The 212-nt window shown below is 63.2% G+C and carries 1 protein-coding gene; it reads left to right on the top strand.

Annotation, left to right across the window (positions count from 1 at the left end):
* Positions 1–212, top strand: a 212-nt coding sequence (locus ACQRAX_RS25795; RefSeq protein WP_427867807.1) for an IS66 family transposase, incomplete at both ends; no start/stop codon positions are given.

Raw genomic sequence — 212 nt, 5'->3', positions numbered from 1 at the left:
GGATGTGGGTGCAGGCCAGTGGGCCGCCCGAACGGCAAGTTGTGTTGTTCGACTACACCACCAGCCGCGCGCAGGAGATAGCGTTGCGCCTGCTGGAGGGCTATCGCGGCTACGTGATGACTGACGATTACGCCGGTTACAACGCGTTGGCGTTGCAGCCCGGTGTCGAGCGCTTGGCGTGCATGGTGCATGTGCGGCGCAAGTTCATCGAG

The sequence above is a fragment of the Pseudomonas sp. UM16 genome (genome assembly GCF_050312595.1).
GTDB lineage: Bacteria > Pseudomonadota > Gammaproteobacteria > Pseudomonadales > Pseudomonadaceae > Aquipseudomonas.
The sequence above is the reverse complement of the archived record's forward strand: the minus strand, read 5'-3'. Positions and strand labels throughout refer to the sequence as shown.